At 62.6% G+C, this 24,238-nt stretch carries 26 protein-coding genes; 8 read left to right on the forward strand and 18 right to left on the reverse strand.

All coding sequences use genetic code 11. The features are described from left to right. Genes F6S08_RS03955 through cpaB form a run of 8 tightly spaced genes read right to left on the reverse strand, consistent with a single transcriptional unit; the run spans position 1 to position 7,399 of the window. On the reverse strand, positions 1-261 hold the full coding sequence (locus F6S08_RS03955; RefSeq protein ID WP_027607976.1) for a DUF3613 domain-containing protein: 261 nt from the start codon (positions 259-261) through the stop codon (positions 1-3). A 10-nt stretch (positions 262-271) separates the two neighbouring features. Continuing rightward, positions 272-982, reverse strand: coding sequence for a tetratricopeptide repeat protein (locus F6S08_RS03960; protein WP_074848671.1), 711 nt, complete (start codon positions 980-982; stop codon positions 272-274). 11 nt (positions 983-993) lie between these two features. After that, positions 994-1,881, reverse strand: coding sequence for a type II secretion system F family protein (locus tag F6S08_RS03965; RefSeq protein WP_027607974.1), 888 nt, complete (start codon positions 1,879-1,881; stop codon positions 994-996). Between the two features lies 1 nt (position 1,882). Next, positions 1,883-2,764, reverse strand: coding sequence for a type II secretion system F family protein (locus F6S08_RS03970; RefSeq protein ID WP_315871303.1), 882 nt, complete (start codon positions 2,762-2,764; stop codon positions 1,883-1,885). Positions 2,765-2,774: 10 nt separating this feature from the next. Beyond that, positions 2,775-4,043: a CpaF family protein gene (locus tag F6S08_RS03975; protein WP_065925542.1), complete on the reverse strand. Its 1,269-nt coding sequence runs from the start codon at positions 4,041-4,043 to the stop codon at positions 2,775-2,777. Beyond that, complete coding sequence (locus F6S08_RS03980) at positions 4,040-5,233, reverse strand: pilus assembly protein (protein ID WP_065947176.1); 1,194 nt, start codon at positions 5,231-5,233, stop codon at positions 4,040-4,042. The genes F6S08_RS03975 and F6S08_RS03980 overlap by 4 nt, the downstream gene beginning before the upstream one ends. Then, the gene (locus tag F6S08_RS03985; RefSeq protein ID WP_315871304.1) at positions 5,230-6,447 is read right to left on the reverse strand and encodes a type II and III secretion system protein family protein; all 1,218 of its coding nucleotides are present in this window, start codon (positions 6,445-6,447) and stop codon (positions 5,230-5,232) included. Before F6S08_RS03985 ends, F6S08_RS03980 begins: the two co-directional genes overlap by 4 nt. Before the next feature lie 19 nt (positions 6,448-6,466). After that, positions 6,467-7,399, reverse strand: a complete 933-nt coding sequence (gene cpaB / locus F6S08_RS03990) for a Flp pilus assembly protein CpaB (RefSeq protein ID WP_065925539.1) — start codon at positions 7,397-7,399, stop codon at positions 6,467-6,469. Positions 7,400-7,718: 319 nt separating this feature from the next. Here cpaB and F6S08_RS03995 point away from each other — a divergent pair, with 319 nt between their 5' ends. Both F6S08_RS03995 and F6S08_RS04000 read left to right on the forward strand, forming a co-directional pair. Continuing rightward, a complete protein-coding gene (locus tag F6S08_RS03995) occupies positions 7,719-7,916 on the forward strand; it encodes a Flp family type IVb pilin (protein ID WP_065947179.1) in 198 nt (65 codons plus the stop codon). Positions 7,917-7,969: 53 nt separating this feature from the next. Continuing rightward, entirely contained in the window at positions 7,970-8,374 is a 405-nt protein-coding gene (locus F6S08_RS04000; RefSeq protein ID WP_027607967.1) for a response regulator, read from the forward strand. A gap of 8 nt (positions 8,375-8,382) precedes the next feature. On the opposite strand, the gene F6S08_RS04005 is transcribed toward F6S08_RS04000, so the two are convergent. Both F6S08_RS04005 and F6S08_RS04010 read right to left on the reverse strand, forming a co-directional pair. Beyond that, positions 8,383-10,065, reverse strand: coding sequence for a ShlB/FhaC/HecB family hemolysin secretion/activation protein (locus F6S08_RS04005; RefSeq protein ID WP_315871305.1), 1,683 nt, complete (start codon positions 10,063-10,065; stop codon positions 8,383-8,385). Between the two features lie 185 nt (positions 10,066-10,250). After that, positions 10,251-11,720, reverse strand: coding sequence for a collagen-like triple helix repeat-containing protein (locus F6S08_RS04010; RefSeq protein ID WP_137211571.1), 1,470 nt, complete (start codon positions 11,718-11,720; stop codon positions 10,251-10,253). Between F6S08_RS04010 and F6S08_RS04015 the strand changes: the two genes are divergently transcribed. Beyond that, positions 11,719-11,892 (forward strand): hypothetical protein, encoded by a 174-nt coding sequence (locus tag F6S08_RS04015; protein WP_155954386.1) that lies wholly within the window; start codon positions 11,719-11,721, stop codon positions 11,890-11,892. The two genes, F6S08_RS04010 and F6S08_RS04015, sit on opposite strands and share 2 nt — an antisense overlap. Before the next feature lie 128 nt (positions 11,893-12,020). On the opposite strand, the gene F6S08_RS04020 is transcribed toward F6S08_RS04015, so the two are convergent. Then, positions 12,021-12,869 (reverse strand): MaoC family dehydratase, encoded by an 849-nt coding sequence (locus tag F6S08_RS04020; RefSeq protein WP_065925536.1) that lies wholly within the window; start codon positions 12,867-12,869, stop codon positions 12,021-12,023. Between the two features lie 2 nt (positions 12,870-12,871). Next, the gene (locus F6S08_RS04025) at positions 12,872-14,215 is read right to left on the reverse strand and encodes a 3-oxoacyl-ACP reductase (protein ID WP_315871306.1); all 1,344 of its coding nucleotides are present in this window, start codon (positions 14,213-14,215) and stop codon (positions 12,872-12,874) included. A 103-nt stretch (positions 14,216-14,318) separates the two neighbouring features. Between F6S08_RS04025 and F6S08_RS04030 the strand changes: the two genes are divergently transcribed. Together F6S08_RS04030 and F6S08_RS04035 are read left to right on the forward strand one after the other, a co-directional pair. Beyond that, a complete protein-coding gene (locus tag F6S08_RS04030; protein ID WP_074848679.1) occupies positions 14,319-15,596 on the forward strand; it encodes an acetyl-CoA C-acetyltransferase in 1,278 nt (425 codons plus the stop codon). 133 nt (positions 15,597-15,729) lie between these two features. Next, positions 15,730-16,629 (forward strand): PA4780 family RIO1-like protein kinase, encoded by a 900-nt coding sequence (locus tag F6S08_RS04035; protein ID WP_027607961.1) that lies wholly within the window; start codon positions 15,730-15,732, stop codon positions 16,627-16,629. Positions 16,630-16,726: 97 nt separating this feature from the next. Here the strand turns inward: F6S08_RS04035 and cueR are convergent, their stop codons facing one another. From cueR to F6S08_RS04050, 3 genes are all read right to left on the reverse strand, one after another. Continuing rightward, the gene (gene cueR, locus F6S08_RS04040; RefSeq protein ID WP_065925533.1) at positions 16,727-17,128 is read right to left on the reverse strand and encodes a Cu(I)-responsive transcriptional regulator; all 402 of its coding nucleotides are present in this window, start codon (positions 17,126-17,128) and stop codon (positions 16,727-16,729) included. Then, on the reverse strand, positions 17,125-19,341 hold the full coding sequence (locus F6S08_RS04045) for a heavy metal translocating P-type ATPase (protein ID WP_315871307.1): 2,217 nt from the start codon (positions 19,339-19,341) through the stop codon (positions 17,125-17,127). Before F6S08_RS04045 ends, cueR begins: the two co-directional genes overlap by 4 nt. A gap of 65 nt (positions 19,342-19,406) precedes the next feature. Then, positions 19,407-19,787 (reverse strand): hypothetical protein, encoded by a 381-nt coding sequence (locus F6S08_RS04050; protein WP_027607958.1) that lies wholly within the window; start codon positions 19,785-19,787, stop codon positions 19,407-19,409. 147 nt (positions 19,788-19,934) lie between these two features. Here F6S08_RS04050 and F6S08_RS04055 point away from each other — a divergent pair, with 147 nt between their 5' ends. Together F6S08_RS04055 and F6S08_RS04060 are read left to right on the forward strand one after the other, a co-directional pair. Then, positions 19,935-20,132 (forward strand): heavy-metal-associated domain-containing protein, encoded by a 198-nt coding sequence (locus F6S08_RS04055; RefSeq protein ID WP_027607957.1) that lies wholly within the window; start codon positions 19,935-19,937, stop codon positions 20,130-20,132. Between the two features lie 85 nt (positions 20,133-20,217). Beyond that, entirely contained in the window at positions 20,218-21,411 is a 1,194-nt protein-coding gene (locus F6S08_RS04060; protein ID WP_027607956.1) for a multidrug effflux MFS transporter, read from the forward strand. 8 nt (positions 21,412-21,419) lie between these two features. On the opposite strand, the gene F6S08_RS04065 is transcribed toward F6S08_RS04060, so the two are convergent. The 3 genes from F6S08_RS04065 to F6S08_RS04075 all read right to left on the reverse strand — a co-directional run bounded on the left by F6S08_RS04065 (position 21,420) and on the right by F6S08_RS04075 (position 23,081). Continuing rightward, a complete protein-coding gene (locus tag F6S08_RS04065) occupies positions 21,420-21,602 on the reverse strand; it encodes a hypothetical protein (protein WP_027607955.1) in 183 nt (60 codons plus the stop codon). Positions 21,603-21,749: 147 nt separating this feature from the next. After that, entirely contained in the window at positions 21,750-22,763 is a 1,014-nt protein-coding gene (locus tag F6S08_RS04070; RefSeq protein WP_315871308.1) for a zinc-binding alcohol dehydrogenase family protein, read from the reverse strand. A gap of 24 nt (positions 22,764-22,787) precedes the next feature. Then, complete coding sequence (locus F6S08_RS04075) at positions 22,788-23,081, reverse strand: putative quinol monooxygenase (RefSeq protein ID WP_065925529.1); 294 nt, start codon at positions 23,079-23,081, stop codon at positions 22,788-22,790. A gap of 115 nt (positions 23,082-23,196) precedes the next feature. On the opposite strand from F6S08_RS04075, the gene F6S08_RS04080 reads away from it, so the two are divergent. Next, on the forward strand, positions 23,197-24,126 hold the full coding sequence (locus F6S08_RS04080; protein WP_065925528.1) for a LysR family transcriptional regulator: 930 nt from the start codon (positions 23,197-23,199) through the stop codon (positions 24,124-24,126). Positions 24,127-24,238 lie beyond the last annotated feature (112 nt).

Consider the following 24,238-nt stretch of genomic DNA (forward strand, 5'->3'; position numbering starts at 1 on the left):
TCACTGGCTCTTGCCGCCCGCCTCCGACTTGGTTTCAAAGAACTCCGGAATCGGGTGCTTGTGACTGTCCAGCCAACGCTGCAATGCCTGCTCCTTTTCTGCCGGGGTGGTGCTCTGCGGTGTCGGCGAGGCTGCCCGCCCATCGACCTGCAACGCCATCCAGTTTTCCGTTTCGGCCTGCTGCGGGGACGAAGGCCCCGGTGGAATAGCCGAGGCGCTCAATGGCAGCAGCGCCAGACACACAACGTAATGGGCTTTCATCATCGACTCCTTACTTGATACTCACCGGCAGGGCATCGGCGGCCGTCGCGACGTTGCGCGCGGTCCTGGCTGAGTGCTTGAGCCGGGCCGCGCGGGCCTGTGCCTCGGTGACCTGGCCGGGGTTCAAGCCCAGCTGGCTGACCACTCTGGCCGCTTGCCCCCAGTCATCCTGATAAATCAGCAAGGTCACCAGGTTGACCGCAGCCAGCGTGTCGCCCTGTTTGAGCTCGATAGCCGTCATGAACTCAAAGCGCGCGTCTTCCAGGCGCAATTGGTTGAGGTACACCACGCCCAGGTCATTGCGGATTTTTTCATCGGTGGGCGCCAGGCGCGCGGCCCTTTGCAGGTGAGCCATCGCCTGTGGGTGGTCGCCCTTGGCCGCTGCCAGTTGCCCCAGCCCATGTTCGCCTTCGGCGGTCATGCAAGTACCCAGCAGGCTGCGATACAAGGGTTCGGCCTCACTGCGGCCCAGCAAGCGAAAGTTACGGGCCTGGCGCTGGCGCACCTGGGGCAAGCTGTCGGGCAGGTTCTGCAGGTTGGCCAGGCTGGCGTGCAGCTTGCCCTCGTTGGCCAGGTCATCGGACAGGTTCAGCGTCAGTTCCTGCTCCGCACTGGGTTTGGCGCAACTGCCCGGCGCGGTCAACGCGGCCCATGGGGTGTGGCCGTTGGTGGCGCATCCGCCGAGCATCAGCAGGGTCAGGCCGGCAATCAGTGGTTTCATCAAGGTGGTCCTCAGAATTGGCTCAAGGCGCGGGCGATGCCGATAAAGGCGGGGCCGCCGAGCACGATCAGCAAGGCGGGAAACAGGAAAACCATCATCACCACCGACATTTTGGCCGACATTTTCGAGATGTATTCCTGCATGCGGGTCAGGCGCCGGTCGTCGAGCAATTGCTTGAGCGTCAGCAGGGATTTCATCGCGCCACCCCCCTGCTGGATCAATTGCTGGAGGATGATGCAGGTGTCGGTGAACTCATCCACCTCCAATATGCGCGCGGTCTTGCCCAGTTCTTCGCTCAGTTCCAGGCCGGAGTCGACGCGTGCCAGGATCAGGCGCAATTCGTGGGTCAGGTCTGGAAGCAAGCGCTGGGCTTCGTTGGCCATCACGCGCAGGGATTGTTCAATCGCCATGCCCGACTCGAACAGGATGCGCAGCAGCGGAATGAAGGTTGAGATTTCCTTGGCGATGCGCTGCTGGCGGAATTTGGCGGCAGCGGCGAGCACGCGTTTTGGCAACAGGTAGCCGATGCCCAGGGCGACCGCCGGGGCAATCCAGGCGGGACTGGCGTGAGGGAAAAGTAGTTGCTGGCCGAGCAGGGTCAGGCCCATCGCCGCGACAGGCACGCCGATCTGGAAGGCGGCAAACAGCGAGCGCTGGCTGGCCTTGCGCCAACCGACCCGGTTGAGCAGGACCTGGGTCTCGTTATCCAGGCTGACTGAGCGCTGGGCCAGCGTGCTTGCGCCCAGTTGGCGCATGAACGTGCCAAGTTTGTCATCGCTGGCGCTGCGCCCTTGCAAGCGCTCAACGACCCGGCGATCACGACGGCGATGTTCGAGCCATTGCCCGCCCACCAGTACCATGGCGGCGAGTGCCAGCAACAGGCTGACCATCAGGGCCATCTCACACACTCCTCAGCATGCGCCACATGGCAAAGGTGCCCGTCAGGTCCATCGCCAGTGCGCCGAACAGCAGGGAGCGCCCCGTGTCATCGTTCCACATGGTCATCAAGTAGCCAGGGTTGACCATGATGAAGTAGCCCACGATCAGGATCGGCAAACCGCCCAGCACGTAGGCCGTCATGCGGGTCTCGCCCGTCATCGCCTTGAGTTGCCGGGCGCCCTGGTCCCGCTCGCGGATCATCTTGATCAGGTTTTCCAGCAGTTCGCTGGCGTTGCCGCCGTAGCGGTGGTTGACCTTCAGGCCAAGGGCGAACAGGCGGAACTCGTCCTGTTCGTAGAAATCGGCGAAGTCGCTGGCCGAATCCGGCAGGCTCACCCCCAGGCGCACGTTGCGCTGCATGCGGCCCATGGCGTGCTTGAGCGGGTTTTCCACGCTTTCGATACCGCCCAATACCGCGTCGGCCAGGGTGCGGCCGGATTTGAGGCTGCGTACGCTATGGTCCAACAACTGCGGCAGTTGCTCGACCATGCGTTGCACCCGCTGCTGGTAACGCCAGGCGATATACGCACGCAATGCCAGGGGCGGGCCCAGGGCCATCAACACCAGGCCCAGCCCGTCGGCGACCAAGTAGCCCAGCAGGGCGCCGACCACCCACGCGCTCAGCCACAGGCCGAGGCGTTCCTTGGGTTTGCCCAGCCCGGCGCGCAGAAACATGCGCTCAAGGCCGGTCCAGGTGCCGGGCTGCTCCTGTGCCTCGGGTTGGCCATCGCCGAGGCGCTCCAGCACGCGACTGGTCCGGGCCTTGCGCAGGCCATGCTGAAACAGCCAGAACGACAGACCGATCAGCAACAGGCAAACCAGCAGCAATACAGGTCCGGTCATCAGGCGCTCCCTACAGCGGCATGGCTGTGGCGCGGCGCAACTTATCGCCGGCCGGGTTGATGGCTTCGCGCAGGAAACCGACGCCGGTGCGCCGGTCCAGCCGGAACAGGGTATTGGTGACATACACGTCATCGCGCACACCGACCACTTCCACCACCTCGCTCACGCAACGACGGCCATCGGGCATGCGCGTCAGCTGGATCACCACATCCAGCGCGGCGCAGATCATCTGGCGCAGGGTTTTTTCCGCGATCACGCGGCCGGTCAGGCCCACCAGGGTTTCCAGGCGCAGCAACGCATCCTGGGCATTGTTGGCGTGCACGGTGCTCATGGAACCGTCGTGGCCGGTGTTCATGGCCGTCATTACGTCGAGCACTTCCACGCCACGGATTTCCCCCAGGATGATGCGGTCCGGGCGCATCCGCAGGGCGTTGCGAATCAGGTCGCTGGACCTGACCTCACCGTGGCCCTCGGCATTGGGCGGGCGGGTTTCCAGGCGCACCACATGGGGATGCCCCAGTTGCAATTCGGCAACGTCTTCGATGGTCACCAGACGCTCGTGGGGATTGATCAACTGGCTGAGAATATTGAGCAACGTAGTCTTGCCGGTGCCGGTGCCGCCGCTGATGAGGATATTGCAGCGCCTGCCGACGGCTTCCTGGAAAAACTCGAAGATGCTCTGGTCGATGGTCTGCATGGCAACCAGGTCGCTGCTCTTGAGCATGTCCTTGCGGAACTTGCGGATTGACAGGCATGGCCCATCCAGGGCAATCGGCGGGATGATCGCGTTGACCCGGCTACCGTCAGGCAGGCGTGCATCGACCATCGGCGAGGATTCGTCCAGGCGCCGGCCCAACGGCGCGAGGATGCGCTGCATCACGCGCTCCACGTGATGGTCGTCGATAAAACGCAGGTCACTCTGATGCAGCAGGCCCTCACGTTCGATAAACACCCGGTGCGGCCCATTGACCAGGATTTCGGTGACCGAAGGGTCGCGCAGCAGCACCTCCAGCGGGCCGAAACCGGTAAGTTCGTCGACGATCTCTTCGGCCAGGCGTTCCATCTCATAGCGCGAGATCGCCAGGCGCATGCGCGTGATGTACTCGGACACCTTGTCGACGACAAATTGCGCCAGGGATTGGCGCGTGTCTTCAAGCAGGTTCTTACCCGACTCCTCGATAGCGTCGATGATGTAGCGATGCAGCACCAGCTTCAAGCCATCGTGATCCGTGTTGCCGCCGCTGCGGGCCGGGCCGCCGAAGAGTTTCTCGCCGTTCATCGCACCGTCCCCAGGATGCGTTCGAACCAACGCATTGATGGTTTTTCCAAGCCCTCGGAACGTTTCGCCAGGCGTTCGCCCAAGGTGCGCACGGCCTGGCTCAACGCTTCACGTGGGGCCAGGGCAAACAGGGTCTGGCCCTGGTTCTTTACGTTCAGGCGCAGTTCGGCGCTCAGCGGCAGCACGGCGATGCACTCAAGGCCGTAGCTTTTTTCCAGGGTGTCGGTGTCTGGTACGCAGGACTTGATATAACGGTCGACCACCAGCCTGGCGTGGTCGAGTTTCATGCCTTTGTCGCGCCAGCGATTGAGCACCGCGAGGTTGCGGCGACAGTCCAGTACGTTCTGGTCGGTGCACCACAGCAGTTTGTCGCAGTGGCCGACAAAGGTGCGCAGTGCGTCGCTGTCCGGTTGCCCGGTAAGGTTCACGACGATGTGCTGGAAGTGCTGGCGCAGTGCGCTGAGCAGCATGTACAGCTCGGCGGCGCTGGTCAGTTTCAGCGGTTCGTCGCCGGTGGCATACGCCAGGATGCGCAGGCCATCCACGGTTGTGGTAAAGGCGCTGTTGATCAGCGTGGTATCGAGGCGGCGCAAATGCCGCAACGCGTCACCGAAGTTGAAGGTGCTCTCCAGCCCCAGCAGCGCCAGGCTGTCGCTGCGTGGCAGGCCCAGATCCAGCAGCAGGGTCTGCTGGCCGCTTTTTTGCACCACCAGGGCCAGGTGAGTCGCCAGCATCGCGCCGTCCGCGTTGCTTTGGGTGCCAAACAGAACGGTCAGGCCGCCCAAGTGTGCACTGGGGGTGATGGTCGGCAGGCGCTTGCTCAAGCGGCGCACCAGGCCGGCCACTTCGCTGGAGCGTGAGCCGTAGGCGACGAAATCCCGGGCGCCCGCCCGCATGGCGTTGAGTACCAACTGGTTGTCCATGCCGTCGCCCAGGGCGACCACGGCGAGCATCGGCTTGGCCTCCAGGGCGCCTTCGATCAGCGCACTCTGGGCCACCAGGTTTTCACGGTCCAGGCCGATGAAGACCAGGTTGGCAAAGGTCACGTCGACCAGCGCCAGCAGCTCGTCCAGGCTGCCGGTGCCAGCGCTCACGACTTGGCCAAGGGGCGCCAGGGCACCCTGCAGCCACTCCAGGTCGATGGTGTTGCGAGTGATGGCGAGGAACGTCTGGCTCAAGCTATCGCTCATTGGGAAAGTCCACTGCGGCGGTCGAAATTACCGTTTTCGAGGAAAAACAGGCGGTACCAGTTGGGGTCATAGTTGCGCAGTTTTTCGCCGGGCAAGGAAGGCAGCTGAGCGTTGGCCGCCAGCGGTTGCACCAGATGCGGCGTGACGATCATCAGCAGCTCCTTTTCTTCGCGGCGGATATTGGTGTCGCGGAAAAACGCACCCAGGACCGGGATATCGCCCAACCCCGGAAACTTGCTGATGCTGGAGCGGTTGTTGGTGCTGATCAGGCCGCTGATCACAAAGCTTTCGCCATCGGCCAGGGACACGCTGGTGTCGGTGCGGCGTACGGTCAGGGCCGGCACCTGGATGCCCTGGATCTGTACGGCGTTGCTGTAGTCCAGCTCGCTGACCTCCGGCGCTACCTTGAGGGTGATGCGGTTGCGATCAATCACCGTCGGCGTGAGGGTCAGGCGAATGCCGAATTCCTTGTATTCGATGGAGATGGTGTCACTGCCGGCGCTGGGTACGGGTATAGGTACTTCACCGCCGGCCAGGAAGGTTGCGCTCTGGCCGCTCAGCGCTACCAGGCTGGGACGCGCCAGGGTGTAGGCAAAACCGCTGCTCTCGAGGGCGTTGATCATCGCTTTGACACGACCGCCGCCAAAACCGACATTGAAAGACTCGGCACTCACCGGCAGTTTGAACACGCCTTCTGCCGGGGAGAGAAGGTTGGGGCTACCGAGGAAAAAATTGTTGCTCAGCCCCAGGAACTGGGTGCTGGCTTCCTTGAGCTTGGTGCGGCTGACTTCTACAAAGCGTATATCCGTCTGCACCTGGCTGGGCAGCAATGGGTCTTCGGAGGGTGGCCGCGACAAACTGGTCAGTGCCGACGTGGCCTTGCCCTTGACGAACACCATGCTCTGGCGCGGCGCCTTGGTACAGGCAGTCCACACCATCAGGCTGGTAGCGCCGCTGGCGACGCCGGTCAGCAGGAAATGACGGTCACCATTGACGCGCACATCCGCGATCTTCGGGTCGCCAATCGCCAGGCGGGTGATTGGCACCGGCGATTGCAGCTCCTGTTGCAAGCCTTCGCCCACCTCGACCACGGCAGGCAACTGGCCCAGGGCGCTGCAATTGCCGGGTGCCGCCAGGGTCATGGCGGCTGGCAGGCTTGTCAGCATCAAGGCCCAGGCAATTGGCGTGAACATGAGGGCGTAGCGATGGCTCATTCAAGGCATCCTTGCTCAATCACGGGGTTTGTTCAGTGGCCTGCGCGCCGCGAATCACCTCGACGCCCCGGCGTACAGCGGGTGCGCCGCTGATTTGCGCGACGCTTTTGGGCGGTCCCACAAGGGCAAGCTGGGTGAATTGGTAGAGGTCACGATTGGCATTGGCCAGTTTGTCCGAAGCGTCGTTTTCCCCGGCCCAGTACTGGCTGAGCAGTTGCTCCTCGGCACTGCGCACGGCCAGGCGCAAGGTACCGGCTTGCGACGCCAGCATCAGGCGGCTCAATAGAGGCTCCGGCACGGCCAACACCACGGTGCGTGCAGCAGCGCGACGCTGGGCAGCCTGGGCGCGCTCCTCGGGCGTGGCGGCGGGCGGCACGGCCGGCAAGCCATCGTTGGCCAGGCCCAATTGGTCACCGACGCTGAGCAGGCGCAGGGCTGGAAGGACGATTTGTGCCGACTGCTCCGCGTTGCCAGCATCCTGGCGCAGGAACAGCAGCACATCCACATAGTCGCCGGGGCTCAGTTGGCCTGCCGCGCCGATCACCTCGTCGACGGCCACGGCCAATGCGCGCTCATCGGGATGAATCATGCGGGCAAGCGGGCCGCCGGCGCTGAAGCTTTCTTCGCTGAGCCAGGTACCTGCTCCCAGTGCGCGCAGTGGTTGGCGGCCGATGGCCTGGTCCAGCCGCGTCAGGCTGCCGGCGGGCACCGTGCGGAGTTTTTCCACGACCAGGTCGGCAGCGGTAAGTGCAACGAAGGCAGGGACGTCATGCGCCAGTACGACCACTGGTTGGCGGGTCTGGTCTTCGACGACAGCAGTGGGCTTTTCGGCAGAAATGACAGGTGTTGCGACGGGCTCCGGTTGGCGGCTCAACACCAGCCCCCAGTACCCTGCAATCAATGCCCCGATTAGCAGCACAGCGGCCAGGGCCATGCTGATGCGACTGTTCATGACGGCTCTCCCTTTCCCGTTGCACTACCTGTTCGTCAATCCAAACGAACTAATTCGCAACCTGGCTGTGATGAACATCTAACGATTTGGCTATTTGAAGGTAGCTCAGCCAGGACGAAACGCCATTTGTCACGGATAAAATTTTATTTGAACGCTATTTGCAGCCGGGTAGTCAGGCATGCACCGACGACTAATACTTTGTGATTAATGAGTTCTTACAGTTGTGAGGCTGAGGTTTGTTGGCAATGCTCTAATTGCACGTCGCAAACATCGTGCTAGAGCCGTACTGGCTTTTAGTGGCGTATTAGGGAGAAGTCGTATGTTCCTTGACCTGATGTTGAAGTTATATGTTCAGATACAACTGTTCTTCAAACGCAAAGAGGCTGCTTCAGGTATTGAATACGCCATTATCGTGGCGCTGGTGGCCCTTGTCATTGTGGGTGCCGGAACCGGCCTGGGCACCAAGATAAGTGGAATTTTCACGTCGATCGCTACCAAGCTGCCAACGGCGACCTGACTGCCAAGTTGCAGCAGCTATTCTTCAATTACCCCATTCTTCCAGGTACGGCCATGAGCACATCTTCTTTGTCTCGCCAACAAATACTATTGGTGGACGACGAAGAGGATGCTCTGGTTGAGCTGGCCGAATCCCTCGAACACGAGGGCTTTGTCTGTTTTACCGCCACCTCCGTGACCTTCGCCTTGCAAGAATTGACACTGCATCCGGATATCGCCCTGGTCATTACCGACCTGCGCATGCCTGAGGAAAGCGGCATTTCCTTGATCAAGCGCCTGCGCGAACACACCTCGCGCTCGCACCTGCCGGTGATCGTGATGTCCGGCCATGCCGAGATGGATGACGTCAGCGACATGCTGCGCCTGCAGGTGCTGGACCTGTTCCGCAAGCCGATCTATCTGGTGCGCCTGATCGATACGCTCAACAACCTGTTTCCTCTCTCTCACTCCAGGTATTAAGCGCTCATTCACAGCTGATAAGTGAAGCTCAGCGTATACCGCGGCCGTCGGTCGAAGTTATCCCGCGCCACATCTGCCATCGGCTTGGCCGCTTCCACGGAAATGTTGTAGTACCTGGCGTCGCCAAAACGCAGGCCCAGGGCCGCCGATGACATATCGCTGCCCTTGACCGGCAGGTCGTTGAACCAGGCCCTGGCGCGGTCGAGCACCATATAGGGCTGCAGGATCCGCACCCACTCGCCAGCACGGTTGTAGCTGTAGTTGATCTCATACGCCACGCCCCAGCCTTTGTCGCCGGAGCCCTGGTCATCGGGGTAGCCACGGCCGAAATTCTGCCCGCCGAAGGTGGCACGCTCGCTGTCGGGCAGGTCGTGGTGGCTCCAGTAGAGTGCGCCGGAGAGTACACCTTGCCAGTTATCGAAGAGCCTGTTGCTCTGCACGCCGGAGAGGCGCAGGCGGAAGAAGTCGAGGTCCGGCTTGAGCCCGCCGAAGTCTGTGCGGGTCTTGGCGCCCATGCCGTTGATGCCTTGGTACACACCGGCGCTGAGGATGCGCAACTGGGTCGTGTCGGCCTTGCGCCAATCGCCTTCGAACGCCAGTGCGCGCAGGTCTGTTTGCAGCGCCAGGCGTTGCGGGAAACCTTCGAGCTTGTAGCGCGTAGTCTGGTCGACGGCATAGTAGCGCGCGCCGAGGTTCAATGACTCGTTGGGCGACGCGATCAGCGGGTGGCTGAAGCCGATGGCGTAGCGGTCGATTTCCTGGTGTGGCTTGAGCTCCAGGCCTTCGCCCAGTTGCAGGCTGGTGCGTGGATCGGCGCGGTAGCGTTCACCCGCCAGCGTGAGCTGGGTGCCCTCGGCATTGATGAATTGGCTGTAGGCTGCGCGGTAGTAATGTTCTTTGTCGTCGCCGGGCGGGAACAGGCCGCTGAGGCTCAGTTGTTCGCCCATGGAGGTCCAGGAGTTGCCGGTGCCGGTGAGCAGCGCCTGCGTGCCGCCTCGGCTGGCCTCGTTGAGGCTCATGCTGGTGGTGAAGGGTTTGCGGCTGGCGGTGATGTGCATCGGCGTGCCGCCGTCGGTGGTGGCGGGCGGCGGTACCTGGGCCTGCAAGGTTACGCCCGGGATGGCGCTCATCAGTGTCGTGTAACGCTCGAACGTCTTACGGGTGAGTGGACGTTCGGCCTTGAGTTTTTCGCCGAGTTTGTCGACGTAGGACGAAACCGGGCCGATGTCGCCTTGCAGCTGGTAATCGCGGATATAGCCTTCGACCAGCACCACATGCACCAGGCCGCCGTCGAAGCGCTGTTCCGGCAGGAAGGCGTAGGACAGCAGGTAGCCATCTTCCTGGTAGCGGCGGGTGATGCTGCGGGTGGCTTCGATCAATTGCGCCAGGTTGGTTTCATGGCCGATCAGCGGTTCGAATGCCTGGGCGACGTCCTTGAGCGGGTAGACCGTGCCGCCGTCGATCTGCAGCTTTCGAATGGTCACCTTGGTGTCCATCAGCAACGGCTGCTCCGCGCTGGCAGCAGGGGCGGGCAGTCGGGTCTGCGGGGGCGCCGGTCGATACGCGTCGGCGGGCAGGTTAGGCACGGGCAGGTTGCGGACGGTGTCGTTGCTATTGAGGAAACTGGGCAGGGGGTCGGCGTGGACGGAAGCACTGAGGGTGAGCAGTAACAACGGTGTCAAAGCGCGCATAGGACACTCCATGGTCAAAACTGCTGCAGCGTTTTGCAGGTTCCCGTCGGGCTCGGGGAGCGCGGTCTGGGTGTTTTCAGGGGTCGATCATTGACCCATGAAAAAAAGACGAGAGACTTAGCTGGTCTCTCGTCTCAACCAAGCGTAGGCGCTGTAGGTGAGGCCGTCTAATCGGCCAGGTGCAATCATTTCCTGCCGGTCAGGCCACCCAGCAGCCCGCCCAGGGCACCGCCATTCGTGCTGGTGCTGGCACCCGCGGAGGTCGTCACGGCCAGGCCGCCGCCGAGCAAACCACCACCGGTGTTGGGGCCGCCGCTGACCAATCCTCCGACCGAGGCCACGGTGCCACCCACTGCGTTGACGGTACCCCCCAAGGCGTTGATGACCGGGTTGGCGTTGGTGCTGGTGATTTGGCTGCCCAGCCTGCTGACGGCACCGCCGGCGTTGGTGGCCAGGCCGTTGATTGGAGTGCCCAGGCCGGTGGCATTGCCGACGGTTTGAGTGAGGCGGGTGACGCCACTGGTGACGGGGTTCAACGCGCCGCCGACCTGGCTGGTCAACGTGGCAATGGGAGTGCCTGCGGCGGTGTTGGGGACGCCACTGCCGCCCAGAAGGGTGCCCAGGGATGCCACGGTAGTGCCCGCCTTCACACCGGTGACGCCGGTGGCGCTGACCAGACCGTTGCTACTGCCGGCATTGAGGCCGCTGCCGGCGCCCGCTATCACGCCGCCGATGAGTTCCGCCAGGCCCGGTCTGCGGTTGCTGCCGCCACTGTTACCCGTGGCGTCGACATAGCCGCTGGCCTTGCCGACCACGGTACCCACGCCATTGAGCACGCCGCCCACGGCGCCGGTCGCCGGGTTGCCGCTGCCACCGGTGTCGGCGACTTGATTGCCCAGGCTATCGACGGTATCGCCGAGCTTTTGCAGCAGGCCGCCCACGGGGCTGTCCAGGCCGGTCGTGCTGCCGACTTTAGCGGTGGTGCTTTCCACCAGCGACACCACCGGGACCAATACCTTTGCGCCAAGCGTATGGGTGGCCGAGCCCAGCGGGCCGGTGGTACTGGCGGTGCTGAGGGTGTCGCCGAGCATGGTCACGGCATTGCCGAGCTTGCCGACGACGTTGCCTGCCACCGGTGCCGCGCCGCTGACCACCGGCACGTGCCCCAGCAAGGTGGCGACGTTCTGGCCGGTGGCGGTCACGCCTGCACCGAGGTCGGAGACGCCGTCGGCCACGCCCGCGACGGTGTTGCCCAGTGCATTGCTGTCGGTACCCAGTGAACCGAGGCCATCCGACAGGCCTTCGCCGATGCTGCTGACGGCGTTGCCGGTAGCACGCACCAGGCTGCGCGTGGTTGCACCCACGATAGGCAGGCTGCCAAGGGTAGTGCCCAGGCTGCTGACGGTGCCGCCGAGGTCGGTCACGGTATCGCCGAGGGTGTCGGCCACGCTGGCCGTTACCAGGGTGCTGGTTGTGCCGGTACCGCCACCGTCTGTACCGCCACCACCGCTGCCGCCACCGCCAGCAGCAGTATCCGAGGAAGTAGAGCCCCCACTGTGATGTCCGCCGCCACCGCTGCTGCAACCGCCGAGTGTGAGTGCGATTGCCAGTGCCAGCGTGGTACTTGCTTTCCAGAACATGACTTGAGTCTTCATGATTGAGTTCCTTGCACCTGTACAACCTGAGTTGTCTCAAACGCTGGCTATTTCTGCGGATAGCGATGCGTTTGTCCGTGTGGCTATAACAGGCCCGGGCGCTCTTTCTCTCAATGCTCAACTTGGTATTAATGATTTATATACGGCTGGGTTGTACCGTTTAAGCGACTAATGCCAAAGGTATAGGGCATGATGTTTCTGGATGTATATATGTTTAAAATCAAAAACCTGCATATAAAAAGCGAGCCTGAAAAGGCCCGCTATCACTTAGGGTGTATATATACAATTTATCAGTCGCTTTTATGCAATGGGCTGCCATTTACCCAGCATATGCTCGATGTCACCCGCGCCTTTCAATAAGAATTCGCCGCTGGAACCGGCGGCGCTGGCCAGTAACCTGACTTCACTGGGCAGGCGCACGGGCTTCCTGAACTCCACGTCTATCTCGATATTGGCCGCAGGCAGGTGTTCACCCAGGGCGGCGAGGGTGTGCGCCTTGTTCCACAGCCCGTGGGCGATGGCTTGGGGGAAGCCGAACAGTCTGGCGGTCGGCGCACTGAGGTGGATCGGGTTGTAGTCTCCTGACACCCGTGCGTAGCGGCGGCCGATATCGGCTGGGGCCTTCCAGCGAGTCAATTCGCTGATCTCGGCAGGGCTGGGACGGGCATCATCGGTCGCTTCGCCTTCGAGCTTTACACCCCGGCACAGCATTCGGCTCTCGGCTTCCCACAGCAGGCCGAGAGAGTCTTCAACTGTGGTGACCACTTCAAAGGTCGCGCCCTTGGGGTGGGGCCTGAGGTTCTGCGTGTGCACGCCGATGGACAATTCGCTGACTCCGCCCAGTGGGCGATGGATGCGGATACGGTTACTCAGGTGAATCAATCCCAGCAGAGGGAAGGGAAACTTCTTATCGGTGAGCAACTGCATCTGAAGACCGAATGCCAGGATGTGCGGATAGGTCGCCGGCAGCATGGGGCTCTCGGTAAACCCGCAGACCTGGCGGTACGCCGCCACCTGCTTGGGGTCGACGCTTACCCGACAGCGCAAGCCTTGCTCGGGCAGCGTGTTGCCGGTGATCTTGCGCTTGAGCGCTGCCCGCCAATACAACGGTGGCAGAAACGGCGTACTGCCTAAGGTTTGCCAATCCATGCTTACGCTCCCAATAGACTTTGCCCACACACCCGCAGCGCTTGCCCGCTGACCGCACCGGAACCCGGCTGGCCCAGCCAGGCCACTGCTTCGGCGACGTCCTGCGGCAAACCGCCCTGGCCCAGCGAGCTCATGCGCCGCCCGGCTTCACGCAGGGCAAAGGGAATATGCGCGGTCATCTGGGTTTCGATAAAGCCTGGGGCTACGGCGTTGATACTGATCCCGCGTTCTTCCAATAACGGCGCCCATGCCTGTACCAGGCCGATCAAGCCGGCCTTGCTCGCGGCATAGTTGGTCTGCCCACGGTTGCCGGCGATGCCGCTGATGGAGGCCAGCACCACCACGCGGGCGTTGTCGTGCAGGGTGCCGCTGTCCAGCAGTGCCTTGGTCAGCACTTGCGGGGCATTGAGGTTGACCGCCAGCACCGCGTCCCAGTATTCCGGGGTCATGTTGGCCAGGGTCTTGTCACGGGTGATCCCGGCGTTGTGCACCAGGATGTCGAGGCCGTCTGGCAGGTGTCCGATCAACTGGCCGGCGGCGTCTTCGGCGCAGATATCCAGCACCACGGTGCGCGCACCCAGGCGTGCGGCCAGGGCCTCGAGGTCGGCCTTGGCCTGGGGCACGTCGAGCAGGATCACTTCGGCGCCGTCGCGGGCCAGGGTTTCAGCGATGGACGCGCCAATGCCACGGGCTGCGCCGGTGACCAATGCCTTGCGCCCGGCGAGGGGGCGAGTCCAGTCTTCGACGGGCGTGGCACAGGCCTTGAGGCGAATCACCTGGCCGGAGATATAGGCGCTTTTCGGTGAGAGGAAGAAGCGCAGCGCGCCTTCCAGTTGGTCTTCGGCACCGTCGCCGACGTAGAGCAATTGCAGCACGCCGCCGTTGCGCAGTTCCTTGGCCAGTGACCGGCTGAAACCTTCGAGGGCGCGCTGGGCGCTGGCGGCGAACGGGTCGCTGAGGCTTTCCGGCGCGCGGCCGAGGATCACCAGGTGTGCACTGTGATCCAGGTTTTTCAGCAACGGTTGGAAAAACTCACGCAGTGGCTTGAGCTGGTCGGTGTGTTGCAGGTCGCTGGCATCGAATACCACGGCCTTGAGCTTGGGGCCGTGGCCGGGAATCCAGGTCGAAGTGTCGGCGCCGTAGGTGTAAATGGCGTCGGTGAGCCGGTTGGCAAACGCTTTCACGTTCGTTGCCAGCGCGCCACCACCCAGTAACAGCGCACCTTCCACCGGGCGCAGGCGCCCGGCTTGCCAGCGTTCCAGGCGTACCGGTGACGGCAGGCCAAGGGCGGCGACCAGGCGATGGCCGAGGCTTGAGTTGGCGAAGTCGATATAACGGTCAGACATGGAACGCTCTCCGAAGGCTGGGGTTCAAAGGGTTGACCATCCCAGGGTAGCAGTCGTTCGACTAGGCTCAGTTATCCAGACCACAACCGACAGGGAGCTTTCCATGACTCAATTGCGCCGTGTAGCGATCATTGGCGGTAACCGCATTCCTTTCGCCCGCTCCAATGGCCCCTACGCCACGGCGAGCAACCAGGCGATGCTGACCGCGGCCCTGGAGGGCCTGATCGAACGCTACAACCTGCACGGCCTGCGCATGGGCGAGGTGGCCGCCGGCGCGGTGCTCAAGCATTCCCGCGACTTCAACCTCACCCGTGAATGCGTGCTGGGTTCACGCCTGTCGCCGCAAACCCCGGCCTATGACATTCAGCAGGCGTGCGGCACGGGGCTCGAGGCGGCGTTGCTGGTGGCCAACAAGATCGCCCTGGGCCAGATTGAATGCGGGATTGCCGGTGGGGTGGATACCACCTCCGACGCACCTATCGGCGTGAATGAAGGGCTGCGCAAGATCCTGCTGCAAGCCAATCGCAGCAAGTCCATGGCGGATAAATTAAAAGTCCTGTTACAACTTCGTCCCCAGCACCTCAAGCCTGAGCTGCCGCGTAACGGCGAGCCGCGCACCGGTTTGTCCATGGGCCAGCATTGCGAATTGATGGCACAGACCTGGCAGATTCCCCGTGCCGAGCAGGATCAACTCGCCCTCGAAAGTCATCAGAAAATGGCCGCTGCCTATGCCGAAGGCTGGCATAACGATCTGCTCACGCCGTTTCTGGGTCTGACTCGCGACAACAACCTGCGCCCCGACCTGAGCCTGGAGAAACTTGCCGCGCTCAAGCCTGCGTTTGAGCGCAGCGAAAAAGGCACGCTGACGGCCGGCAATTCCACACCGCTCACCGATGGCGCATCCCTGGTGTTGTTGGGCAGCGAGGCGTGGGCCCAGGCGCGTGGTTTGCCGATCCTGGCCTACCTGCGCGATGGCGAAGCGGCGGCGGTGGATTTCGTCAACGGCGCCGAAGGCCTGCTGATGGCGCCGGTGTATGCGGTGCCGCGCTTGCTGGCGCGCAACGGCCTGACGCTGCAGGACTTTGATTACTACGAGATTCACGAAGCCTTCGCGGCCCAGGTGTTGTGCACGCTCAAGGCCTGGGAGGATGCGGATTACTGCAAGACGCGCCTCGGGCTGGACGCACCATTGGGGGCCATTGATCGCAGCCGCCTGAACGTCAAGGGCAGTTCCCTGGCGGCCGGGCACCCGTTTGCCGCCACCGGTGGGCGCATCGTCGCCAACCTGGCCAAGTTGCTCGACGCGGCGGGCAAGGGGCGCGGGCTGATTTCGATCTGCGCCGCCGGCGGCCAGGGCGTGACGGCGATCATCGAACGTTGAATTCGTCGAAATTGGCATATTGGATGCATTCTTGAGTGGTCAGAGGTCGGTAGCCCCTCCCACCGGCGAGCCGATTGCCGTATAACGAGTGCCATACGCGTATTTGGTAATAAAGGACCCACAATAAAAGCTGATGAAGACTCCTAAACGCATTGAACCCCTGATCGAAGACGGTCTGGTCGACGAAGTGCTGCGCCCACTCATGAGTGGTAAAGAAGCAGCTGTTTATGTGGTGCGCTGCGGCAATGAATTGCGTTGCGCCAAGGTTTACAAGGAGGCGAACAAACGAAGTTTTCGTCAAGCGTCCGAATACCAGGAAGGCCGTAAGGTCCGTAACAGCCGGCAGGCCCGGGCCATGGCCAAGGGCTCGAAATTCGGCAAGAAAGAAACCGAAGATGCCTGGCAGAACGCCGAAGTAGCGGCGTTGTTCCGCCTGGCCGGTGCGGGCGTTCGCGTGCCCAAGCCGTACGACTTCCTCGAAGGCGTGTTGTTGATGGAGCTGGTGGCCGACGAGTACGGTGATGCCGCGCCACGTCTGAATGACGTGACGTTGGAGCCGGATCAGGCGCGTGAATACCACGCCTTCCTGATTTCCCAGATCGTGCTGATGCTGTGTACCGGCCTGGTGCACGGTGACCTGTCCGAGTTCAACGTACTGCTCACGCCGACCGGTCCGGTCATCATCGACCTGCCCCAGGCGGTGGATGCGGCGGGCAACAACCACGCGTTCAACATGCTGGAGCGGGATGTGGGCAACATGGCTTCCTATTTCGGGCGTTTTGCCCCGGAGTTGAAGAAGACCAAGTACGCCAAGGAAATGTGGGCACTCTACGAAGCCGGCACCTTGCACCCGGCCAGTGTCTTGACCGGCGAGTTCGACGAGCCGGAAGAACTGGCAGACGTAGGCGGTGTGATCCGCGAGATCGAAGCGGCAAGGCTGGACGAAGAACGGCGCCAGGCCATTCGGGCGGCGGATGATGCGCCGCCGAGCAAAGCGTCGGAAGAGCCACCGCCGCCGCCCTGGATGCAGTGATCCCTGGCTGGATGAGGATCAAAATGTGGGAGGGGCAAGTCGAATCGTCGCACCGCCCCTCCCACATTTGGTTTTGCATGCATTCAGATAGATTCCGTCACGCGCAGCAGCTTCCCGATGCCAGTTCCTTGAGAATCGGACAATCCGGCCGGTGATCGCCCTGGCAGTGCTCCACCAGGTCCTGCAACGTATCGCGCAATTGCCCCAACTCCAGGATCTTCTGGTTCAACTCATCGATATGTTGGCGCGCCAGGGCTTTCACATCGGCGCTGGCCCGTTGCCGGTCCTGCCACAGGGTCAGCAGTTTGCCCACCTCTTCCAATGAAAACCCCAGGTCCCGCGAGCGTTTGATAAACGCCAGGGTGTGCAGGTCGTCGGTGCCGTAGATGCGGTAGCCGCTGTCGGTGCGATGGGCCGCCTTGAGCAGGCCGATGGATTCGTAGTAGCGAATCATCTTCGCGCTCAGCCCGCTTTGCCGGGCGGCTTGGCCGATGTTCATGGGCGTTGATCCTCCAAGTGCGACTGTTTCCAAGTGCTTGGTTTCCAAGTTTTCAACAGCAAGGCGTTGCTCACGACACTGACGCTGGACAAGGCCATGGCCGCGCCCGCGAGCACCGGGTTGAGCAGGCCGAATGCGGCCAGGGGAATGCCGATCAAGTTATACACAAAGGCCCAGAACAGGTTCTGGCGGATCTTGGCGTAGGTCTTGCGGCTGATCTCCAGGGCGGCCGGGACCAGGCGTGGGTCGCCGCGCATCAAGGTGATGCCGGCGGCATGCATGGCCACGTCGGTGCCGCCGCCCATGGCGATGCCGATGTCGGCGGCGGCCAGGGCCGGGGCGTCGTTGATGCCGTCGCCGACCATGGCCACTACGCCGGTTTTTTTCAGTTCGGCGACGGTGGCGGCTTTATCGGCGGGCAGGACTTCGGCGTGTACGTCATCAATGCCCAGCGCTTGGGCAACGACACGGGCGCTGCCGCGATTGTCGCCGGTGAGCAAGTGGCTGCCGATGTGCCGGGCCTTGAGTTGTGCCACCGCTTCCAGCGCGCCAGGCTTGAGCGTGTCACCAAAGGCAAACAGCCCGAGCACACGGGGTTGTGCGCCTTGCTCGATCAGCCAGGACAAGGTACGGCCCTCGGCCTCCCAGGCCGTGGCAGAGTCGGCCAGCCCACCCGCGTCCAGGCCGCTTTCTTCCAGCAGGCGCCGATTTCCCAGGGCCAGTTGGCGCCCGCCGAGGGTGCCGGCAATGCCACGTCCGGTCAGGGATTGGCTGGTGCTTACGTCCGCCACCGTCAGGCCTTGCTCGCTGCACGCATCCAGCACGGCCTTTGCCAACGGGTGTTCGCTGCCGCGTTGCAGCGCACCGGCCTGTTGCAGCAATGTGGCTTCATCGCCATCCACTGCCGCCAAATGGGCAATTTTTGGGGTGCCGGAAGTTAGAGTGCCGGTTTTGTCGAACACCACGGTGCTCACTTCATGGGCGCGCTCCAGCGCTTCGGCGTCCTTGATCAGGATGCCATAGCGTGCGGCGACGCCGGTGCCGGCCATGATGGCGGTCGGTGTAGCCAGCCCGAGTGCGCACGGGCAGGCGATCACCAGCACCGCCACGGCGTTGATGATCGCGGTCTCCAGCGGCGCACCGTACAGCCACCACCCCACCAGTGTGATCAACGCCAGCACCAGCACGGTCGGCACGAATACCTGGCTGACCTTATCCACCAGCTTCTGGATCGGTGCCTTGGCGGCCTGGGCGTCTTCCACCAGGCGGATGATGCGCGCCAGTACGCTTTCGGCACCGAGCGCGGTGGTGCGCACCAGCAGGCGACCTTCGCCATTGATGGCACCGCCGGTGACGGCGTCGCCGGGCTGTTTCGGCACCGGCAGGCTTTCGCCGCTGATCAGTGCCTCATCGGCATGGCTCTGGCCTTCTACCACTTCACCGTCCACCGGGAAGCGCTCGCCGGGTTTGACCAGCACCAGGTCATTAAGCTTGAGCGCGCTGATGGCCACATCCTCCTCGCGGCCAGCCTGTATACGCATGGCGCGTTCAGGGCGCAGGGCTTCCAGGGCGCGGATGGCGCTGGCGGTCTGGCGTTTGGCGCGGCTCTCCAGGTATTTACCGAGCAGCACCAGGGCGATCACCACGGCCGACGCTTCGAAGTACAGATGGGGCATGGTGCCCGAGGGGGCGGTCAGCCATTCATAGAGGCTCAGGCCGTAACCGGCGCTGGTGCCGATGGCCACCAGCAGGTCCATATTGCCGGCGCCGGCCCGCACGGCCTTCCAGGCTGCGATATAGAAGCGTGCACCGAAGATGAATTGCACCGGGGTCGCCAGGAGGAACTGCACCCAGGCCGGCAGCATCCAGTGCAGGCCGAAGGGTTGCACCAGCATCGGCAGCACCAGGGGCAATGCCAGCACAATCGCCAGCAGCAGCGACCAGCGCTCGCGGTGCAGGCGTTGGGCCTGATCGGCCTCGGTCCTGGTTTCGCTTTGCGGCAGGCTGGCGGTGTAGCCGGCTTTGTCGACGGCGGCGATCAGCACGGCCGGGTCGATCTGGCCCAGCACTTCGACGTGGGCGCGCTCGTTGGCCAGGTTGACGCTGACGCTTTGCACCCCCGGGACTTTGCCCAGCGCGCGCTCGACACGCCCGGCGCAACTGGCGCAGGTCATGCCGCCGATGGGCAGGTCAAAGGTGGTGGATCCATTCATGGGGCAGTCCTCCAGAGAAGTTGCCCCTAGGATCAACCTTGACCTGTGGGGAAGGTCAAGTGTCTTCAGTATTCCAGTGCGGCAGGCTTGAGGTACATGCCTTCCGGGCCCTGGGCAATGCGCAACTTGCGTACGTCACCGGCCTTGAGCGTGATGTTCTGCGCCGGCGGCGCGAGCAGGCCCGGCAAGCAACCCGGTGACTGGCCCGGCAGCAGTTTCAGGCGCAGCGACACATTGCCGGCGGGCAGGTTGAACGAGGTGGACTGTTCCTGGAACAGGCGCCCGGCCAACTGGTCCTGGATGTACAGGCCGATCTCGCAATTGGTCGGTACTTCCAGGCGTTCGCGGGAAATGATCAGCACCGCATAGTCTTCTGCGGCGAGGGCCTGGGGCGCAGCGGCAGACAAGCTCATCAGGCCGACAAGGCCAAAAAACGACCAGCGCATGGCGAATGCTCCGTGGTTTGAATCGAAGATGGGTGAAGCTTGGCCGACGCCGCGGTGTAATACCAGCCCGGCCGAAAGTTTCAGAACTTGACCTTGCCATCGTGGCAAGGTCAAGACTGGGTTCAACCTCATCAAAGGAGTCATGTCATGCAAATATTCAGCGTTGAAGGAATGACCTGCGGCCACTGCGTTCGGGCCGTGACCCAGGCGGTGCAGAGCCAGGATCCGGCGGCCAGCGTGAAGGTCGACCTGGCGGCGAAAGAGGTGGGCGTCGAAAGCCGCCTGTCTGCCGAGGAAGTGATCAGCCTGATCAGCGAAGAGGGCTACAGCGCCAAGCTCGCCTGACTCATTCAAATAGTTAGCGAGCTATCGTATTCAATGCACCCAAGCGCGGCTAAACTGTCGGGCTGCCGACACACTTGGGTGCCTGATGAACCTCCGCATAATCCTGATTCTGGGCGCCTTGAGCGCCTTCGCGCCGCTGGCGATCGATTTCTACCTGCCTGGCTTTCCTGCCATGGCGACGGCCTTCGGGACCGACGAAAAACATATCCAGTTGACCCTGGCGGTGTATTTCGCCGGCCTGGCCATCGGCCAACTGATCTACGGCCCACTGGCAGACCGCTTTGGTCGACGCGGCCCGCTGCTCAGCGGCGTAACCCTGTTTACCCTGGCGTCCTTTGCCTGCGCGTACGCGCCGTCCCTGGAATGGCTGATTGGCGCACGTTTCGTGCAGGCCCTCGGCGGTTGCGCGGGCATGGTGATTTCCCGCGCCGTGGTCAGTGACAAATGTGATGCGGTGGGCTCGGCCAAGGTGTATTCGCAACTGATGCTGGTGACCGGCCTGGCGCCGATCCTTGCGCCATTGGCGGGTGGTGTGATGGTCGGGTTGTGGGGCTGGCAGTCGATTTTCCTCGCACTGTCGATCTTCAGCGTGATGGCGGCGATCGCCGTGGCGGTCGGTTTGCCGGAAACCTTTCCGGCCCATCAGCCGCGTCAACCCTTGTCCGGATCGCTGCGCCGCTATGGCGCGCTGTTGTCAGACCGGGTCTACCTCGGTTACGCCCTGACCGGGGGCATTTCGATTGCCGGGATGTTTGCCTACATCGCCGGCTCCCCGTTCGTATTTATCAAACTCTATGGCGTGCCCGCCGAGCATTACGGCTGGCTGTTCGGTTCCAACGCCGCGGGGTTCATCCTGGTTGCACAGGTTAACGCGCGGCTGCTGGCCAAGCGTGGCCCGGCGTTTCTGCTGTCGCGCACGGTGTGGGTCTATCTGCTGGCGGCGTTGTCACTGTTGGGCATCGCGGCCTTGCGCACCGAAGCGTTATGGCCGTTGCTGGTACCGCTGTTCATCTGTATCGCCAGCCTGGGCTGCATCTTGCCCAACACCTCGGCCTGTGCCATGAGCGGGCAGGGCGCCCGGGCCGGCAGCGCGTCGGCCTTGCTCGGTTGCATTCAGTTTGGCGTGGCGGCAGGGGCGGCTTCGTTGGTGGGCGTGCTGCACGACGGCACGGCGATGCCGATGGCGATGGTCATCAGCTTGTGCGGGGTGTTGGCGGTGACGATTGCGATGTCGACCCAGCGCCTGCAACGGGCAAGAGCCACGCAGGCGCAGGGCTGAAATGCAGGTCAGCCAGCGGCGGAGCGTTGCTGGCTGAGCGGGAAGCGGTGGGGAGCCTGGATGCGGGCTTGCAGGGTATCGGCGAAGGCGCGGGCCTCGGCCTCGCTGCGGAAGGTGAACGCGTCGCCGTCGAGACGAACCTGCCATTTATTGCCTGGGGATTTTGCTAACGCTTTTATCAGGATTTTCATTGCTGACTTCCTCACGTAAAAGAATCGTGGCAAAGGCGGCCAATATAAACCCGAATACGCTCACAAATATGACAAAGATCAACTCTCTGACTAGCGGTGTCGTCCCTCACTTACACGAATAACGGACGACACTGATAGACGTTATCTTCAGAACCCTTCCAGCACGATCTTGCCCTTGGCTTTGCCGCTTTCCAGCAGGGCATGGGCACGGCGCAGGTTCGCCGCATTGATCACGCCGAAGTGCTCGCCCACCGTCGTTTTCAAGGTGCCGGCGTCGATCAGTTCGGCCACGCGATTAAGCAGGTTGTGCTGCTCGATCATGTCCGGGGTCTCGAACATCGAGCGCGTGTACATGAACTCCCAATGCAGCGACAGGCTCTTGCGCTTGAGTTTGCTCACGTCCAGCGCCTTGGGGTCGTCGATCAGCGCCAGCTTGCCTTGGGGTTGCAGCGCTTCGACCAGTTGGTCCAGGTGATGCTCGGTCTGGGTCAGGCTGGCGACGTGGGTCACCTGCGGGTGGCCGGCTTGTTTCAGCGCTTCGCTCAGCGGTTGGCTGTGGTCGATCACCAGGTCGGCGCCGAGTGCCTTGGTCCATTCCTGGGTTTCCGGGCGCGACGCGGTGCCGATCACCGTCAAGGCGGTGAGCTGGCTGGCCAGTTGGGTCAGGATCGAACCCACACCACCGGCGGCACCGACGATGAGCAGGCTCTGGCCTTGCGCCTCTTTACCTTCACGCACTTGCAGGCGTTCGAATAGCAGCTCCCAGGCGGTGATGGCGGTCAGCGGCAGCGCGGCGGCTTCGGCAAAGCCCAGGCTCTTGGGCATATGGCCGACGATGCGCTCATCGACGGTGTGCAGTTCGCTGTTAGCGCCCGGGCGGACCAGGGAACCGGCGTAGAACACCTTGTCGCCGACTTTGAAAAGGCTCACTTCACTGCCGACGGCCTTGACCACACCGGCCACGTCCCAGCCCAGCACTTTGGCCACGCCGTTCTCCGGGGCGACGTTCTGGCGCACCTTGGTGTCCACCGGGTTGACCGAGATGGCTTTGACTTCTACCAGCAGGTCACGGGGGCCGGCGACGGGCTCCGGCAGCTGGATGTCTTGCAGGGATTTTTCATCGTTGATCGGCAGTGATGCGTAATAGGCAATGGCTTTCATGGGGGCTCCGGAAAAAGGCGGTGATCAGGCGAGAAACTTCAGGCGCTTGAGTTCGAAGTGTTCGATGACATCAGCGGCTTTGGCGCGAAAATGTTGGATATGCGCACTCTGGTCGTGGTCGGCCAGTGCGGCGTCATCGCTCCAGCGTTCGAGCATGTAGAAGGTCTCAGGGTGTTGCAGGTCCTGGTGCAGGTCGTATTGCTCGCAGCCGGCTTCAAGACGGGTGGGTTCCAGCAGGTCGCGCAGCAGCGGCTCCAGGGTGGCCTGTTGGCCAGGTTTGGCGATCAGCGTGGCGATGACGTTAAAGGCTGTGGACATATTCAACTCCAGAGACGTGATAACGGGATGGGCAGATGATTGGCCATTTCCCTGCAAGATAAAAGCGGCTAAAACAGCACTCTGTTTCAATAATATTTTGATAATGGGTGGTTGAATGCTGCGTTTTGATGATTTGCAGTTGTTTGTACGCGCCGCGGACCTGGGCAGTTTGTCGGCGGCGGCGCGGGTGATGGACCTTTCGCCCGCCGTGGCCAGCGCGGCGCTCAAGCGTATCGAACAGCAACTGGGCACGCGTTTGCTGGCGCGCTCCACCCGCAGCCTGCGCCTGACCGCCGAAGGTGAAGGCTTCCTGGAATATGCCCGGACTGCGTTGAGCGCCCTGGACGAAGGACGGCGATTGTTGGCCAGTGGCCAGGACCATGTCAGTGGGGTGTTGCAACTCTCGGCCCCCTCGGATTTCGGCCGCAACCAACTACTGCCCTGGCTGGACGAATTTCAGCACGAGTACCCGCAACTCACCGTGCGCCTGCTGCTGGGCGATCGGATTGCCGACCTGTTCCGCCAGCCGGTGGACATTGCCCTGCGCTATGGCGAGCCCGAAGACTCCAGCCTGGTCGCCCTGCCCGTCGCGCCGCACAACGTTCGCGTGTTGTGCGCAGCCCCCAGCTATCTCGCGCGTTATGGCGAGCCGCGACAGCTGGAGCAATTGGCCCAGCACAATTGCTTGCTTTACATGCTTGGCAGCCGAGTGCATGACCACTGGAGCTTCCACGATGGCAAACGCGAAGTCAGCCTCACGGTCGGTGGTGATCGCTTCAGCGACGATGCCGATGTGGTGCGCCGCTGGGCGGTGGCGGGCGTGGGCATTGCCTACAAATCCTGGCTGGATGTGAGCACCGATGTACTGGCCGGGCGCTTGCGCCTGGTCTTGCCTGAATTGCGTGGCGAGCGCACACCGCTCAATTTGTTGTGCGCCCATCGGGCCCAGTTGAGCAAACCCATCAACCTGCTGCGGGAAATGCTCGTGTCGCGCTGTGCGACATTGACCGCTCAATTGCCGGAGCGATTGGGTACGACGTATTAGCCTCCATCACACAAGGAAATTTCACTCAGCTCATGTCCCTATTCATGCTGTCAGACGCCGCGGAACCGCTGGTTTACGCACCTATACTTTGGCGCCCACCACAGCAGAAAAA

Origin of the sequence: Pseudomonas sp. JV449, assembly GCF_032424295.1 — a bacterium.
GTDB classification, from domain to species: Bacteria; Pseudomonadota; Gammaproteobacteria; order Pseudomonadales; family Pseudomonadaceae; genus Aquipseudomonas; species Aquipseudomonas marginalis.

Bases quoted from the DNA above. Each gene is read 5' to 3' on its own strand.
- F6S08_RS03955 (WP_027607976.1), bottom strand. From the start codon at position 261: ATGAAAGCCCATTACGTTGTGTGTCTGGCGCTGCTGCCATTGAGCGCC.
- F6S08_RS03960 (WP_074848671.1), bottom strand. From the start codon at position 982: ATGAAACCACTGATTGCCGGCCTGACCCTGCTGATGCTCGGCGGATGC.
- F6S08_RS03965 (WP_027607974.1), bottom strand. From the start codon at position 1,881: ATGGCCCTGATGGTCAGCCTGTTGCTGGCACTCGCCGCCATGGTACTG.
- F6S08_RS03970 (WP_315871303.1), bottom strand. From the start codon at position 2,764: ATGACCGGACCTGTATTGCTGCTGGTTTGCCTGTTGCTGATCGGTCTG.
- F6S08_RS03975 (WP_065925542.1), bottom strand. From the start codon at position 4,043: ATGAACGGCGAGAAACTCTTCGGCGGCCCGGCCCGCAGCGGCGGCAAC.
- F6S08_RS03980 (WP_065947176.1), bottom strand. From the start codon at position 5,233: ATGAGCGATAGCTTGAGCCAGACGTTCCTCGCCATCACTCGCAACACC.
- F6S08_RS03985 (WP_315871304.1), bottom strand. From the start codon at position 6,447: ATGAGCCATCGCTACGCCCTCATGTTCACGCCAATTGCCTGGGCCTTG.
- cpaB (WP_065925539.1), bottom strand. From the start codon at position 7,399: ATGAACAGTCGCATCAGCATGGCCCTGGCCGCTGTGCTGCTAATCGGG.
- F6S08_RS03995 (WP_065947179.1), top strand. From the start codon at position 7,719: ATGTTCCTTGACCTGATGTTGAAGTTATATGTTCAGATACAACTGTTC.
- F6S08_RS04000 (WP_027607967.1), top strand. From the start codon at position 7,970: ATGAGCACATCTTCTTTGTCTCGCCAACAAATACTATTGGTGGACGAC.
- F6S08_RS04005 (WP_315871305.1), bottom strand. From the start codon at position 10,065: ATGCGCGCTTTGACACCGTTGTTACTGCTCACCCTCAGTGCTTCCGTC.
- F6S08_RS04015 (WP_155954386.1), top strand. From the start codon at position 11,719: ATGATTGAGTTCCTTGCACCTGTACAACCTGAGTTGTCTCAAACGCTG.
- F6S08_RS04010 (WP_137211571.1), bottom strand. From the start codon at position 11,720: ATGAAGACTCAAGTCATGTTCTGGAAAGCAAGTACCACGCTGGCACTG.
- F6S08_RS04020 (WP_065925536.1), bottom strand. From the start codon at position 12,869: ATGGATTGGCAAACCTTAGGCAGTACGCCGTTTCTGCCACCGTTGTAT.
- F6S08_RS04025 (WP_315871306.1), bottom strand. From the start codon at position 14,215: ATGTCTGACCGTTATATCGACTTCGCCAACTCAAGCCTCGGCCATCGC.
- F6S08_RS04030 (WP_074848679.1), top strand. From the start codon at position 14,319: ATGACTCAATTGCGCCGTGTAGCGATCATTGGCGGTAACCGCATTCCT.
- F6S08_RS04035 (WP_027607961.1), top strand. From the start codon at position 15,730: ATGAAGACTCCTAAACGCATTGAACCCCTGATCGAAGACGGTCTGGTC.
- cueR (WP_065925533.1), bottom strand. From the start codon at position 17,128: ATGAACATCGGCCAAGCCGCCCGGCAAAGCGGGCTGAGCGCGAAGATG.
- F6S08_RS04045 (WP_315871307.1), bottom strand. From the start codon at position 19,341: ATGAATGGATCCACCACCTTTGACCTGCCCATCGGCGGCATGACCTGC.
- F6S08_RS04050 (WP_027607958.1), bottom strand. From the start codon at position 19,787: ATGCGCTGGTCGTTTTTTGGCCTTGTCGGCCTGATGAGCTTGTCTGCC.
- F6S08_RS04055 (WP_027607957.1), top strand. From the start codon at position 19,935: ATGCAAATATTCAGCGTTGAAGGAATGACCTGCGGCCACTGCGTTCGG.
- F6S08_RS04060 (WP_027607956.1), top strand. From the start codon at position 20,218: ATGAACCTCCGCATAATCCTGATTCTGGGCGCCTTGAGCGCCTTCGCG.
- F6S08_RS04065 (WP_027607955.1), bottom strand. From the start codon at position 21,602: ATGAAAATCCTGATAAAAGCGTTAGCAAAATCCCCAGGCAATAAATGG.
- F6S08_RS04070 (WP_315871308.1), bottom strand. From the start codon at position 22,763: ATGAAAGCCATTGCCTATTACGCATCACTGCCGATCAACGATGAAAAA.
- F6S08_RS04075 (WP_065925529.1), bottom strand. From the start codon at position 23,081: ATGTCCACAGCCTTTAACGTCATCGCCACGCTGATCGCCAAACCTGGC.
- F6S08_RS04080 (WP_065925528.1), top strand. From the start codon at position 23,197: ATGCTGCGTTTTGATGATTTGCAGTTGTTTGTACGCGCCGCGGACCTG.